The organism is Citrobacter sp. TBCS-14 (genome assembly GCF_005280805.1).
GTDB classification, from domain to species: domain Bacteria; phylum Pseudomonadota; class Gammaproteobacteria; order Enterobacterales; family Enterobacteriaceae; genus Citrobacter; species Citrobacter gillenii.
The window spans coordinates 106064-118579 of the sequence record NZ_SZWM01000185.1; the positions used below are offsets into that span (position 1 = coordinate 106064).

Here is a 12516-nt window from a genome sequence, read left to right on the forward strand (position 1 = left end):
AATGAGGCGCACTATAAACATCCCGAACGGACCTGTAAAGCACCAATGTGTTCGTTTGCCTGAAAAACAGTCAAAATGTTGTTAATCGACTGAAATAACAACAGATTGAACGTTTATTCAGCACAAATATGCTCTTCTGCCACTTAGTGTTTTTTGATGAACATATCTTTGGTGTAGTAATAGCCCCGGTTATCCGGCGCAAATCCCCCTACCCACGGCTTCACCAGATGTGCGCGAACATAGTGATAAATCGGAATGGCTGGCACATCCTCAGCCAAAAGCGCTTCCGCCTGCTGATAGTACTTGCCACGTTCTTCCACTGAACCTGCTTTCGCCGCATGACTCATCGCCTCATCATAGGCAGGGTTGCTGTACTGGGTCGTGTTCTCACTATCGCCGGTACGGAAAATATTCAGGAAGCTTGAAGCATCATCGTAATCAGCGATCCACGCATAGCGCACCACGTCAAAATTACCGGTGTGCATGGTGTCCAGCATCGTTTTCCACTCCTGGTTTTGCAGCGTCACCTCGACACCCAAATTTTTCTTCCACATCGACGATGCCGCAATCGCAATCCGCTGATGCGTTTCGAACGTGTTGTAGAGCAAATTTAATGAAAGCGGATGTTCAGGGCCAAAACCGGCTTCTGCCAGTAGTTTTTTCGCTTCCGCAATACGTTTATCCCGCGGCCACGACGCGTATTCTGGCGCGGATAACGTCACCCCGCCAATTTCAGGCTGGCTGATAACCCAGGCTTCCCGCTGCCCCTGCCCCATCACCTTTTGGGCAATGATGTCTTTATCCAGCGCCATATTCAGCGCCCGACGCACGCGCGAGTCGTTAAACGGCGCCCGGGTCGTATTAAACTGGTAGTAATAGGTTGATAACAACGGTGAGACGTGAAGCTCATTACCCATTGTTTTTTTCAACTGGGCAAACTGATTCACCGGCACGCTTAAGACAATATCGATTTCACCGGCCTTGTAGCGGTTAACATCTGCCGCTTCTGAGCTAATAGGCAGATAAGTGACTTTATCAATGACCGTGTGCGCGTTATCCCAGTAGTACGTATTGCGCACCGCGACAATTCGCTCATTCACCACCCACTGCGACAGTTCGTACGGTCCACTGCTGACAAAATGCTCTGGTCGGGTCCACTTGTCGCCATAACGGCCAATCAGTACCTTATCCAGAGGTACCAGTGACGGGTGCGCCAGCATAGCCAGAAACGCCGCCGTCGGTTGCGTCAGGGTAATTTCCAGCGTGGTATCATTCAGTGCTTTTACACCCAGCGTGGCGGGATCTTTTTTCCCCTGTGCGATATCGACAGCGTTGGCAATATGCATGTTGCCAGGGTAAGAGGCATACGGTGAGGCTGTTTGCGGTGAAACCAGACGCTGCCAGCTCCAGACAACATCCTGTGCGGTAATGGCAGAGCCATCAGACCAGGTAATACCCGGTCGTAAATGAAAGGTCCAGATGGTGTTATCTTTATTCTCCCAGGATGCCGCCAGTCGAGGCTCGATAGCCCCATCCTGACTGACGGCAACCAGACCGTCGAACATATCGCTGATTAAAGTAAATTCAACGTTGCTTTCAACTTTATGCGGATCCAACGATGCAGGTTCACTCCCGTTATTTCTCACCAGTTCCTGTTTTTCGGCCAATGTTGTTCCTGCAGGAACATTGGCAGCCCATACCGCACCGTTTATCGATATCAAACAGGCGGTCAACAGCGAAAACGTAAATACCTTCGATTTTTGTTGAGTCATTCCCTGCACCTTATTGTTCTGTTTTATGATGACACCGCAGTCACTCTTAAAGGGATGTAGGGGATAACGCAATATTTTTCAGTTACCTATCAGATATCGATCTGACATTTTCAAACATTAAGTGGTAACATCTGATTCAGGCACTTTTGCTGAAATAAAATGCTTAAGTCTGGCGGGTTAAAATGCGTAAAGATGGGTAAAACCGCTGTGTCATTACCCGCGATTTCATTATCCTCCGTCATTAATTACATCTGTCATAAGAGAGTGACTCATGGATCGTATTATTAGTTCATCGCGCGACCGTACATCGCTACTCAGCACGCATAAAGTGCTGCGTAATACCTATTTTCTGCTTAGCCTGACGCTGGCGTTTTCTGCCATCACCGCAACGGCTAGCACCGTGCTGATGCTGCCATCCCCGGGTCTTATCCTGACGCTGGTCGGTATGTATGGCCTGATGTTCCTGACCTATAAAACGGCAGATAAGCCGGTCGGTATTCTGTCAGCTTTCGCCTTCACCGGCTTCCTGGGCTACATTCTGGGACCGATGCTGAATGCCTACTTGTCTGCGGGCATGGGTGATGTCATCGGTATGGCGCTGGGCGGTACCGCGCTGGTCTTCTTCAGCTGTTCTGCCTACGTGCTGACCACCCGTAAAGACATGTCCTTCCTCGGCGGTATGCTGATGGCGGGTATCGTGGTGGTGCTGATTGGTATGGTTGCCAATATTTTCCTGCAGCTGCCGGCTCTGCATCTGGCTATCAGCGCGGTGTTTATTCTGATTTCTTCAGGCGCTATCCTGTTCGAAACCAGCAATATCATCCGTGGCGGTGAAACCAACTACATCCGTGCAACGGTCAGCCTGTATGTGTCGCTGTACAACATCTTCGTCAGCCTGCTGAGCATTCTGGGCTTCGCCAGCCGCGACTAAGTTGTCAACTCGCATTATCCAGCCCCGCTTATGCGGGGCTTTCTTTTTTGCTAAACTGCCGCCAGTTTGACTAACGCAGTGAAGGATTATGTTGATCTTTGAAGGTAGAGAAATCAGTACCGACAGCGAAGGCTATTTAAAAGACACTACCGAGTGGAGTGAGCCGCTGGCCGCTGCCATTGCCGAAAACGAAGGTATTACCCTGACGCCCGAGCATTGGGAAGTGGTGCGCTTTGTACGCGAGTTTTATCTGGAGTTTAATACGTCTCCGGCAATCCGCATGCTGGTAAAAGCGATGGCCAACAAGTTTGGCGAAGACAAAGGTAACAGCCGTTATCTTTACCGTCTGTTTCCGAAAGGTCCGGCTAAACAGGCAACCAAAATCGCGGGCCTGCCTAAACCGGTAAAATGTATTTAATAGCGGATACTAAATCCCTTTAAATCATCGCCAGGACGGTGGGGTTCGCTGAGAATTCTGTCTACCCTGGCGCTACGCGGGCCCCCAGCCTTTAACCACCTCATCAGTTGTTCCACCTGGTCGCTTTCGCCGCAGGCGACAATCTCTACGCTACCGTCATCCATGTTCTTTGCGTATCCGGTTAATCCCAACCGTTGTGCTTCATGCTGAGTGGTGTAGCGAAAACCCACGCCCTGTACCCGGCCGTGAACCCAGGCAATGATGCAGACTTTAGACATAGCGGTTCTCCTTATCATCGCGTTGCGCGTTGCAAATCCTCGAAAAACTCAGGACAATGGCGCCCATTTCTTTGAATCGACAGAATAGCAAATTATGAGTGTACGTTTAGTGTTAGCCAAAGGGCGCGAAAAATCATTACTTCGCCGCCATCCGTGGGTATTTTCTGGTGCCGTCGCCCGTATGGAAGGTAAAGCCAGCCAGGGTGAAACCATCGATATTGTTGACCATCAGGGTAAATGGTTAGCACGCGGAGCCTGGTCACCGGCGTCGCAGATCCGTGCACGCGTCTGGACATTCGACAAGTCCGAATCCATTGATATTGACTTCTTCACCCGCCGTTTGCAGCAAGCAAAGACATGGCGCGACTGGCTGGCGAAGAAAGACGGCCTGGACAGCTACCGTCTGATCGCCGGAGAATCCGATGGCCTGCCGGGTATCACCATTGACCGTTTTGGCCGTTTCCTCGTCCTGCAACTGCTCAGCGCCGGGGCTGAATATCAGCGTGCCGCGCTGATTAGCGCCCTGCAAACGGTGTTCCCTGAATGCGCCATTTATGATCGCAGCGATGTTGCAGTGCGCAAAAAAGAAGGTATGGAGCTGACCCAGGGGCCCGTCACGGGCGAACTGCCTCCGGCCCTGCTGCCGATTGAAGAACACGGCATGAAGCTGTTGGTCGATATTCAGCACGGTCATAAGACAGGTTACTACCTGGATCAGCGTGACAGCCGTCTGGCCACGCGTCGTTATGTACAAGACAAACGTGTCCTGAACTGTTTCTCCTATACCGGCGGTTTCGCGGTATCTGCGCTGATGGGTGGATGCAGCCAGGTCGTCAGCGTTGATACCTCGCAGGAAGCGCTCGACATCGCCAGACAAAACGTCGAACTGAATAAGCTGGATCTGAGCAAAGCTGAATTTGTGCGCGATGACGTCTTTAAACTGCTGCGCGCCTATCGCGATCGCGGTGAGAAGTTTGATGTCATCGTGATGGATCCGCCGAAGTTTGTGGAAAACAAAAGCCAGCTAATGGGCGCCTGTCGTGGCTATAAGGACATCAATATGCTGGCTATCCAGCTACTGAATCCTGGCGGTGTACTGCTGACGTTCTCGTGCTCCGGACTGATGACGACCGATTTATTTCAGAAAATCATCGCTGATGCCGCATTAGATGCGGGTCGTGATGTACAATTTATAGAGCAGTTCCGTCAGGCCGCCGATCATCCGGTGATCGCTACCTACCCGGAAGGGCTGTATCTGAAAGGGTTTGCCTGTCGCATCATGTAACTTGAAAAGTGGAATATTGCCCTTACATAGAGGGTATCTATTTCCCGGGAGGTGACTATGATTGCCAGCAAATTCGGTATCGGCCAGCAGGTCCGCCATTCCCTGTTAGGTTACCTCGGAGTGGTCGTGGATATCGACCCGGAATATTCGCTTGATGACCCGTCACCTGATGAGTTGGCGGTTAACGACGAACTTCGCGCCGCTCCCTGGTATCACGTGGTGATGGAAGACGATAATGGCCTGCCAGTGCATACGTATCTGGCGGAAGCACAGTTGAGCAGTGAGCTACAGGAAGAACATCCAGAGCAACCATCGATGGATGAACTGGCACGGACCATCCGTAAACAGCTTCAGGCTCCACGCCTGCGCAACTGACTTTAGCCGTTGCCGGATGACGATAAACTCATCCGGCAACGGCTCATTCTTATTTCGCCAGCCCCAGTCTCGGGATCTCGATAGCCGGGCAGCGATCCATCACCACAGCCAGACCCGCATCACGCGCCAGCACCGCCGCCGGCTCATTGATCACGCCCAACTGCATCCATAATGTCTTTGCCCCGATGGCAATCGCCTCCTGCGCAACACCCCAGGCCGCTTCTGAATTACGGAAGACATCCACCATATCCACCTTCTCCGGCACATCCGCCAGCGTCGCATACCCTTGCTGTCCCAGTAACGTTTTCCCGGCAACCTTGGGGGAAACAGGAATAACGTGATAGCCCTGATCGAGCAAATATTTCATCACGCGATAGCTGGGGCGGTCGGGTTTATCGCTTGCCCCTACCAAAGCAATCGTGCGGGTGGATGTCAAAATGCCAGCAATATCGGTCTCTTTCATCATCTTCCTCCAGGCTGTTTTGCAAAGTGTACGACAAACCTGACGTTGCAACCATTCATCCCATACCGGCGCATGAGAGCTAAACTGGAAATTATGTCTATATGTTAGTAAACATGATTGTCGAAAACTTTTGATACATCTTACTCAGGTATTTTCTGGACAGGAGAACCCTATGAGAGCCGGCATTGTGACAGCCTTGATTGCCCTGTGTTTGCCGGTATCCGTTTATGCGACCTCACTGCGTCTGTCAAGCGACATTGACCTGCTGGTACTGGACGGAAAAAAAGTCTCCAGCTCATTGTTACGCGGTGCCGAAAGCATTGAGCTGGAAAATGGTCGGCATCAGCTGGTTTTTCGCGTCGAGAAAACCATTCGCCTGTCCAGCCATGAAGAACGGCTGTATATCTCCCCCCCGTTGGTCATCAGCTTCGATACCCAATTAGTCAGTCAGGTTAATTTTCATCTTCCGCGTTTGGGCAATGAGCGTGACGCGGCACATTTCGATGAAACCCCTCGTGTGGAACTGTTGGATGGTGACGCCATGCCGATTCCGGTCAAGCTGGATGTGATGACCATCACATCCACCGCGAAAACCGTTGATTATGAACTGGAGACCGAACGCTACAACAAAGCGGCTAAGCATGCTTCATTACCACAATTTGCCACCATGATGGCCGATGACAGTTCGTTACTCTCCGGGGTTTCTGAACTGGATCGGGTGCCGCCTCAATCGCAAGCGCTCACCGAGCAGAGGTTAAAATATTGGTTTCAGCAGGCCGACGCGCAAACACGAAGTAACTTCCTGCAATGGGCAGAGAAGCAGCCCCCCTCATGACATTTATGTCCACGTACGCATTTTTTTTGTCTTTCTCTTGCAGCGTCAAGTGCTTCCAGTACTCTGTAGCAAGGTTAACTTGGGAGCGGTACTATGGAATTGACGACTCGCACATTGCCAGCGCGCAAGCATATTGCGCTGGTTGCACACGATCACTGTAAAAAGATGTTGATGAACTGGGTTGAACGCCACCAGCCACTGCTGGAACAACACGTTCTCTATGCGACAGGCACAACGGGTAATTTAATCCAGCGCGCGACCGGTATGGACGTTAACGCTATGCTGAGCGGCCCGATGGGCGGCGACCAGCAGGTGGGAGCGCTGATCTCTGAAGGGAAAATTGATGTGCTGATCTTCTTTTGGGATCCGCTCAATGCCGTGCCTCACGACCCTGATGTCAAAGCCCTTCTGCGCCTGGCAACGGTGTGGAATATTCCGGTAGCGACCAACGTGTCGACGGCCGACTTTATTATCCAGTCGCCGAATTTCAGCGACGAGACGGAGATCCTGATCCCCGATTACGCCCGCTACCTGGCTGAGCGCCTCAAATAATAGCCAGCAGGCGGCTGTCGCCGCCTGCTTTCAAGGTTTACGGCTAACTGGCACATCCCGCTGTTTAAGCTCATCGACAAAACACGACGGCGCGTCTTTATTAAACAGCAGCCATACCCGATGCCGTGCACGCGTAAGCGCCACGTAAAGCAAGCGTCTCTCTTCTGCATCAGGAAAATCTTCTACCGCCGGCAGCAGCGCCTCCTCCATAATTGACTCGCGGGCTGGTGCCGGGAAACCATCATTACCGTCATGAAGCCCGACAATAATGACGTAATCCGCCTGCTGCCCTTTACTGGCATGGATAGTCATAAACTCAAGCTGTAGCTTGGGCCAACGGGTCGCCGCCTTCTCCAGGCTGGCAGGTTTCAGATGATGATAGCGCGCCAGTACCAGAATTCGCTCCTCGGCTTTCGCAAAACCAGACAGCTTATCCAGCAGCGCATCCAGCTGGCTTTCATCCAACAGCGTCACCGCTTTTTTGTCACCAACCGTCAGGCTGTTAAGCGGTTTTGCAAGCTGATGCGGATTTTGCTGAATAAAACCGTTGGCTACCTCTCCAATACGGCTATTGAAGCGGTAAGTGGTATCCAAATCGCAGCGATCGCCCTCGCCAAAGGTGTGATGGAAGGCAGTAGTTAACGAAAGCTGTGCGCCACTAAAGCGATAAATAGCCTGCCAATCGTCTCCTACAGCAAACAAGGTGGTCTGTGAATTTTGCTGTCGCAACGCAGCCAGCAACGCTGCGCGCTGGGGGGAAATATCCTGAAACTCATCAACCAGAATATGTTTCCACGGGCTGATAAAACGCCCCTTTTGCAGAATGACGATGGCCTGATGAATTAGCCCGGAAAAATCAACGGCGTTTTCTTCTTTCAGGGCGCTCTTCCATGCCTTAAGCAACGGCGCCATGAGCTTGATACGTTTACTGAATAGATCGCGAATGTCCTCCGGCGCATTGGCAATCATTTCCGCTTGCGCCCCCCCGTGCATACGCATCAGGCTAACCCAACGATCCAGCCTCGGGGCCAGGCGACGCTGCTGTTTTTCATCATCCCAAAAATTACCTTCAGGTACTGACCACTGCATCTCTTCTTCTAACCATTGCCGCCAGCCTTTGGCCTGCGCCTTTTTCTCACTACACTGCTGACGCCAGGCGGTAATAAAAAGTTTATGGCGCGCGGGGGTATCGTTTTCAAGCTTGCTTACCGTTGGGACCTTTTTACTGCCCTGCTGAATGATGTGCAGCGCCAGCGAGTGGAACGTCCGGGCGGTGATGTCTTCTGTATGCAGTCGCTCACGAATCCGCTCATCCATTTCCTCGGCCGCTTTGCGACCAAACGCCAGAAGCAGAATTTGTTCGGCCACCGCGTCTCCCTTTGCCAGTAGCCAACCTGCACGTGCCACCAGCACAGATGTTTTGCCACTTCCCGCGCCCGCAAGCACGAGTAACGATTGCTCACCGTTAACCACCGCCCGGGCCTGAGCCGGATTCAGCGGCGAAGATTCAATCTGCTGGAAGAACTCGGCGTGCTCTGTCAGCATTGCGTCGGTATAGGCTTGATTATGCTGCAACCGGCAGGCTTCAATATCCTGCAACCATGCCTGACACTGGCGTATTGCCTCGCGACAGTTGTCAAACTCCTCCAGCCTTTCAACCGGCAACGGCAGCGCCGCGAAAGCGCGACGGATTTGCTGTTGCAGGCCTGCCGTTTGGTTGCGTGTCAGCCATTTATTTTCATGGGTACGGGCCGCAATCGTCTCGAGCTGCTCCTGCAAAACCGTGGCGGCGACCTCGCTCATTTCCTGGCTCCACTGCTGCCAAAGCATGTTGAGATGGCGATGAAAACGCTGAGTTTCTGCCCATTCCGTCCCATGCAGTCGCACAACCTTATCGCCCGGGAGCACAAATTCGAGTTCCCCCCATACGAGACCCCGTTTGCAATGAATAGCCAGTAATTGATTGAATGGAATAAGATACTCGTGACGATCGCCGGAAACTTTAACCCCGGCATTAAGAATAACGGCCCGATCGTACGGGTGTTGCGCCAGACGTTTTCCAATAGAAGTAGCTTTCAGTTCCATAAGGCTTAAGCGGATCCACACGAAGAGGTTTACTTATCAGTGTAACCGCCAGAGAAAACGTGCTCCAGCCCAAAAAAACGTTACAATTGCCGAATTCACCAAAAACCAGAGTTAACCGAGAGTTTATGCGTACAGTTCTGAATATTTTAAATTTTGTGCTCGGGGGGTTCGCCACCACCTTAGCCTGGTTACTGGCAACGCTGGTCAGTATCGTGCTTATTTTTACCCTGCCATTAACCCGCTCATGCTGGGAGATAACGCGCCTTTCTCTGTTTCCCTATGGCAACGAAGCCATTCATGTTGATGAACTCAACCCGGCAGGTAAAAATGTTCTTCTGAACACCGGCGGAACATTACTGAATATTTTTTGGCTGATTTTCTTCGGCTGGTGGCTGTGCCTGATGCATATTGTCTCCGGTATTGCCCAGTGCATCACGATTATTGGTATTCCGGTGGGGATTGCTAACTTTAAGATTGCCGCAATTGCACTCTGGCCCGTCGGTCGGCGCGTGGTCTCGGTAGAAACTGCCCGCGCAGCACGTGAAGCCAATGCGCGTCGCCGCTTTGAATAACCAGGACTGATGGCCTTTATGTTAAGTCCTCTGCTCAAACGCTATACCTGGAACAGCACCTGGCTGTACTACGTGCGAATTTTTATTGCACTTTGTGGCACCACCGCGCTGCCCTGGTGGCTGGGCGACGTCAAGCTGACTATCCCGCTGACGCTGGGCATGGTGGCCGCCGCGTTAACCGACCTCGACGATCGTCTAGCTGGTCGCTTGCGCAATTTGATCATTACGCTGATCTGTTTTTTTATTGCCTCAGCGTCCGTCGAGCTTCTCTTCCCATGGCCGTGGCTGTTTGCCATTGGATTAACGCTTTCAACCAGCGGCTTTATTCTGCTTGGCGGATTAGGCCAGCGCTATGCGACGATCGCCTTCGGCGCATTGCTTATCGCTATTTACACCATGCTGGGCACGTCACTGTACGATCAGTGGTATCAGCAGCCGATACTACTGCTCGCCGGGGCTATCTGGTACAACCTGCTGACATTGACCGGACATCTCCTGTTCCCAATCCGTCCATTGCAGGATAATTTGGCGCGCAGCTATGAGCAGTTAGCGCACTATCTGGAGCTGAAATCCCGTCTGTTTGATCCCGACATTGAAGATGAAAGCCAGGCACCGCTCTACGATTTAGCGCTGGCCAACGGGCAACTGATGGCGACGCTAAACCAAACCAAAGTGTCGTTGCTGACCCGCCTGCGCGGTGACCGTGGGCAACGGGGAACACGTCGCACGTTACACTACTATTTTGTGGCGCAGGATATACACGAACGCGCAAGCTCTTCGCATATTCAATACCAAACGCTACGCGATCACTTCCGTCACAGCGACGTGATGTTTCGCTTCCAGCGCCTGATGTCTATGCAGGGGCAAGCCTGTATGCAGCTGTCACGCTGTATTTTATTGCGCACACCCTACCAACATGACCCACATTTTGAGCGCGTTTTCACCCATATCGATGCAGCACTTGAGCGCATGCGTGTTAATGGTGCGCCTGCAGACTTGCTTAAAACATTGGGATTTTTGCTCGCTAACCTGCGTGCTATCGACGCACAATTGGCAACAATTGAGTCCGAGCAGGCGCAGGTCATTTCGCGCAATGAGTCCGAAAATCAGCTTGCCGATGACAGCCCACATGGGTTCAGCGATATCTGGTTGCGTCTGAGCCGTAACTTCACCCCCGAGTCAGCCCTATTTCGCCATGCTATCCGCATGTCGTTGGTGCTCTGTGTCGGTTACGCCATCATCCAGATAACCGGTATGAACCATGGATACTGGATCCTGCTAACCAGTCTGTTTGTCTGTCAGCCAAACTACAACGCCACCCGACATCGCCTGGCCCTGAGAATTATTGGTACCTTAGTCGGAATAGCGATTGGTTTACCCATTTTGTGGTTCGTCCCCTCTCTGGAAGGGCAGCTCATCCTGTTGGTGATTACCGGCGTGCTCTTTTTCGCCTTTCGCAACGTACAGTATGCCCATGCGACCATATTTATCACCCTGCTGGTATTATTATGCTTTAACCTGCTGGGAGAAGGGTTCGAGGTCGCACTGCCGCGAGTCATCGATACGCTGATCGGCTGTGCGATTGCCTGGGCTGCCGTCAGTTTTATTTGGCCAGACTGGCGTTTTCGTAATTTACCGCGGGTCATCGAACGAGCAACGGATGCTAACTGCCGCTATCTGGACGCTATCCTTGAGCAATATCATCAGGGCCGTGATAACCGTCTGGCATACCGAATTGCCCGCCGTGATGCACATAACCGTGATGCGGAGCTTGCTTCCGTGGTGTCGAACATGTCGAGTGAACCAGATGTTACAGCCCAAACGCGCGAAATGGCATTCCGTTTGCTGTGCCTCAACCATACCTTCACAAGCTATATTTCCGCCCTCGGCGCTCACCGGGAACAGCTGACTAACCCGGAAGTCCTGGCATTACTGGACGACGCGGTCTGCTATGTTGATGATGCGCTTCATCATCAACCCGCTGACGAGCAGCGCGTATACCAGGCTCTGGAAAGTCTTAAACAACGGATTCAACATCTTGAACCGAGCCAGGACACCAAAGAACCGCTGGTCGTACAACAGGTTGGATTATTGATTGCGCTGTTACCAGAAATCAGTCGGTTACAGCAACAAATCGCGGCATTACCCATTAGTAACCCGGTTCAGGCTTAAGTGAACTCACCCACTCAACCAACTCCCGGCGGCGAACCGCCGGGAGTGCTGCTTCATGTATCCCACTGATTGCGCCCTCAAGCGCATAAAGAATTTTCACTGTCAGCGATGGGTTAATTTGCAAAAGCTTTAGCCAACACATTTGAGCACCCAGGGTGCGTAATGTACCCTCATCGTTAATCCCGGCTTCACTCAGTAGGGTCTCCAGATGAAAGGAAATGTTCGGCAGTTCCCGTAACCGGTGTTGCGAAACACGCGTCTGTTTTTCTTTTACTGCGGCATCCAGCGAATATCGTGATAAAGACACCAACTGCGGATGGTTTCGCCACAGCGCATCATTAACTTGATAATAGTTGAGTATCACGGGACGTCCCCGCTTCATAAACGTCAACCAGACCGGGGAATGTTTGACACAGTACTGTACGCTTTGCTCACAGGCCCGCAGGTATAACTCACCGTCGGCAACCATTGCAAAGACCGTATCACCCACCGTCAGGCTATAACTGCCAAATAAAGAGCGGTAGCTAATTGTACCTAAAGAGGCCAAATATTCTTGTGATTTATAGATCCTGGCATAAGAGAGGTTTTTCATAAAAGTCCTTTTAAATCATAAGATAATGGAATGATTTCCAGTAACAGATCCGTTAATGACGACGATAGGCAACTTAGCCCCAAGGGGCAAGATGAATTTTATATTTCCCGCCACGACGGCTAAAAATTGCGAGTCTGTTTCCGAAAATAAGGTTGATCTTTAGTGATAGCAGGGTTACTGTATATC

The 12516-nt window shown here is 51.7% G+C and carries 13 protein-coding genes; 8 read left to right on the forward strand and 5 right to left on the reverse strand.

Annotation, left to right across the window (positions count from 1 at the left end; genetic code table 11):
• Positions 1-143: 143 nt before the first annotated feature.
• A complete protein-coding gene (locus FDX22_RS09230) occupies positions 144-1772 on the reverse strand; it encodes an ABC transporter substrate-binding protein (RefSeq protein WP_146717086.1) in 1629 nt (542 codons plus the stop codon).
• Between the two features lie 271 nt (positions 1773-2043).
• Between FDX22_RS09230 and yccA the strand changes: the two genes are divergently transcribed.
• Together yccA and tusE are read left to right on the forward strand one after the other, a co-directional pair.
• Positions 2044-2703 (forward strand): FtsH protease modulator YccA, encoded by a 660-nt coding sequence (yccA, locus tag FDX22_RS09235; RefSeq protein ID WP_096757630.1) that lies wholly within the window; start codon positions 2044-2046, stop codon positions 2701-2703.
• 88 nt (positions 2704-2791) lie between these two features.
• A complete protein-coding gene (gene tusE / locus FDX22_RS09240) occupies positions 2792-3121 on the forward strand; it encodes a sulfurtransferase TusE (protein ID WP_096757631.1) in 330 nt (109 codons plus the stop codon).
• On the opposite strand, the gene yccX is transcribed toward tusE, so the two are convergent.
• A complete protein-coding gene (gene yccX, locus FDX22_RS09245; protein WP_096757632.1) occupies positions 3118-3399 on the reverse strand; it encodes an acylphosphatase in 282 nt (93 codons plus the stop codon). The genes tusE and yccX overlap by 4 nt on opposite strands.
• A 94-nt stretch (positions 3400-3493) precedes the next feature.
• Between yccX and rlmI the strand changes: the two genes are divergently transcribed.
• Both rlmI and hspQ read left to right on the forward strand, forming a co-directional pair.
• Positions 3494-4684, forward strand: a complete 1191-nt coding sequence (gene rlmI, locus FDX22_RS09250) for a 23S rRNA (cytosine(1962)-C(5))-methyltransferase RlmI (RefSeq protein WP_146717087.1) — start codon at positions 3494-3496, stop codon at positions 4682-4684.
• Between the two features lie 57 nt (positions 4685-4741).
• Entirely contained in the window at positions 4742-5059 is a 318-nt protein-coding gene (hspQ, locus tag FDX22_RS09255) for a heat shock protein HspQ (protein WP_005123508.1), read from the forward strand.
• Between the two features lie 49 nt (positions 5060-5108).
• Here hspQ and FDX22_RS09260 read toward each other — a convergent pair whose 3' ends face one another.
• Positions 5109-5522, reverse strand: a complete 414-nt coding sequence (locus tag FDX22_RS09260) for a CoA-binding protein (RefSeq protein WP_096757634.1) — start codon at positions 5520-5522, stop codon at positions 5109-5111.
• 172 nt (positions 5523-5694) lie between these two features.
• On the opposite strand from FDX22_RS09260, the gene FDX22_RS09265 reads away from it, so the two are divergent.
• Together FDX22_RS09265 and mgsA are read left to right on the forward strand one after the other, a co-directional pair.
• Positions 5695-6357, forward strand: coding sequence for a DUF2057 family protein (locus FDX22_RS09265; protein WP_096757635.1), 663 nt, complete (start codon positions 5695-5697; stop codon positions 6355-6357).
• A gap of 93 nt (positions 6358-6450) precedes the next feature.
• Positions 6451-6909 (forward strand): methylglyoxal synthase, encoded by a 459-nt coding sequence (gene mgsA / locus FDX22_RS09270; protein ID WP_115258915.1) that lies wholly within the window; start codon positions 6451-6453, stop codon positions 6907-6909.
• 30 nt (positions 6910-6939) lie between these two features.
• Here the strand turns inward: mgsA and helD are convergent, their stop codons facing one another.
• The gene (gene helD / locus FDX22_RS09275; protein ID WP_146717088.1) at positions 6940-8994 is read right to left on the reverse strand and encodes a DNA helicase IV; all 2055 of its coding nucleotides are present in this window, start codon (positions 8992-8994) and stop codon (positions 6940-6942) included.
• Positions 8995-9119: 125 nt separating this feature from the next.
• On the opposite strand from helD, the gene FDX22_RS09280 reads away from it, so the two are divergent.
• Positions 9120-9566 carry a YccF domain-containing protein gene (locus FDX22_RS09280; RefSeq protein WP_096757638.1) on the forward strand — a complete coding sequence of 149 codons (447 nt, stop codon included), beginning with the start codon at positions 9120-9122 and terminating at the stop codon, positions 9564-9566.
• A gap of 18 nt (positions 9567-9584) precedes the next feature.
• Positions 9585-11738 carry a YccS family putative transporter gene (yccS, locus tag FDX22_RS09285; protein ID WP_096759437.1) on the forward strand — a complete coding sequence of 718 codons (2154 nt, stop codon included), beginning with the start codon at positions 9585-9587 and terminating at the stop codon, positions 11736-11738.
• On the opposite strand, the gene FDX22_RS09290 is transcribed toward yccS, so the two are convergent.
• Positions 11716-12330, reverse strand: a complete 615-nt coding sequence (locus FDX22_RS09290) for a TfoX/Sxy family DNA transformation protein (RefSeq protein ID WP_115258917.1) — start codon at positions 12328-12330, stop codon at positions 11716-11718. The genes yccS and FDX22_RS09290 overlap by 23 nt on opposite strands.
• Positions 12331-12516: the final 186 nt, after the last annotated feature.

Excerpts from the sequence above, each read along its gene's own strand:
- FDX22_RS09230 (WP_146717086.1), bottom strand. The coding sequence starts at position 1,772 with ATGACTCAACAAAAATCGAAGGTATTTACGTTTTCGCTGTTGACCGCC.
- tusE (WP_096757631.1), top strand. The coding sequence starts at position 2,792 with ATGTTGATCTTTGAAGGTAGAGAAATCAGTACCGACAGCGAAGGCTAT.
- yccA (WP_096757630.1), top strand. The coding sequence starts at position 2,044 with ATGGATCGTATTATTAGTTCATCGCGCGACCGTACATCGCTACTCAGC.
- mgsA (WP_115258915.1), top strand. The coding sequence starts at position 6,451 with ATGGAATTGACGACTCGCACATTGCCAGCGCGCAAGCATATTGCGCTG.
- FDX22_RS09265 (WP_096757635.1), top strand. The coding sequence starts at position 5,695 with ATGAGAGCCGGCATTGTGACAGCCTTGATTGCCCTGTGTTTGCCGGTA.
- rlmI (WP_146717087.1), top strand. The coding sequence starts at position 3,494 with ATGAGTGTACGTTTAGTGTTAGCCAAAGGGCGCGAAAAATCATTACTT.
- FDX22_RS09260 (WP_096757634.1), bottom strand. The coding sequence starts at position 5,522 with ATGAAAGAGACCGATATTGCTGGCATTTTGACATCCACCCGCACGATT.
- yccS (WP_096759437.1), top strand. The coding sequence starts at position 9,585 with ATGTTAAGTCCTCTGCTCAAACGCTATACCTGGAACAGCACCTGGCTG.
- FDX22_RS09290 (WP_115258917.1), bottom strand. The coding sequence starts at position 12,330 with ATGAAAAACCTCTCTTATGCCAGGATCTATAAATCACAAGAATATTTG.
- yccX (WP_096757632.1), bottom strand. The coding sequence starts at position 3,399 with ATGTCTAAAGTCTGCATCATTGCCTGGGTTCACGGCCGGGTACAGGGC.
- helD (WP_146717088.1), bottom strand. The coding sequence starts at position 8,994 with ATGGAACTGAAAGCTACTTCTATTGGAAAACGTCTGGCGCAACACCCG.
- FDX22_RS09280 (WP_096757638.1), top strand. The coding sequence starts at position 9,120 with ATGCGTACAGTTCTGAATATTTTAAATTTTGTGCTCGGGGGGTTCGCC.
- hspQ (WP_005123508.1), top strand. The coding sequence starts at position 4,742 with ATGATTGCCAGCAAATTCGGTATCGGCCAGCAGGTCCGCCATTCCCTG.